The sequence below is a fragment of the Secundilactobacillus hailunensis genome (genome assembly GCF_005405185.1).
Classification (GTDB): Bacteria; Bacillota; Bacilli; order Lactobacillales; family Lactobacillaceae; genus Secundilactobacillus; species Secundilactobacillus hailunensis.
In genome coordinates this window covers 1-220 of sequence record NZ_BJDO01000152.1, presented here as the reverse complement: position 1 = coordinate 220, position 220 = coordinate 1, and the positions used below count along the sequence as shown (strand labels likewise).

Below are 220 nucleotides of genomic sequence, written 5' to 3'. Positions count from 1 at the left end.
CAGCAGTTCCTTCTTTAAGGTAGCTGAACCGGTATCAACGACGAAGGATGGCTACTACAACACGATCACGACCACGGATCCTGAAGGTGGGACCACCACCACGAAGGTCGATGGCAGCGGTGCCGTGACTGAAGTGACTAAGAACTGGTCGGACGGCGATAAGACGGTGGCCGTCGTGCAGACGACACCAACGACTGATCCAACGACGGGTAAAACGAGC

Annotated in this window: 1 protein-coding gene; it reads left to right on the top strand. The window is 55.9% G+C overall.

What is annotated here, in order from left to right; all coding sequences use genetic code 11:
- Positions 1 to 220 (top strand): hypothetical protein (locus FFM73_RS12890; RefSeq protein ID WP_171001306.1); only part of this gene is annotated, 220 nt, incomplete at both ends.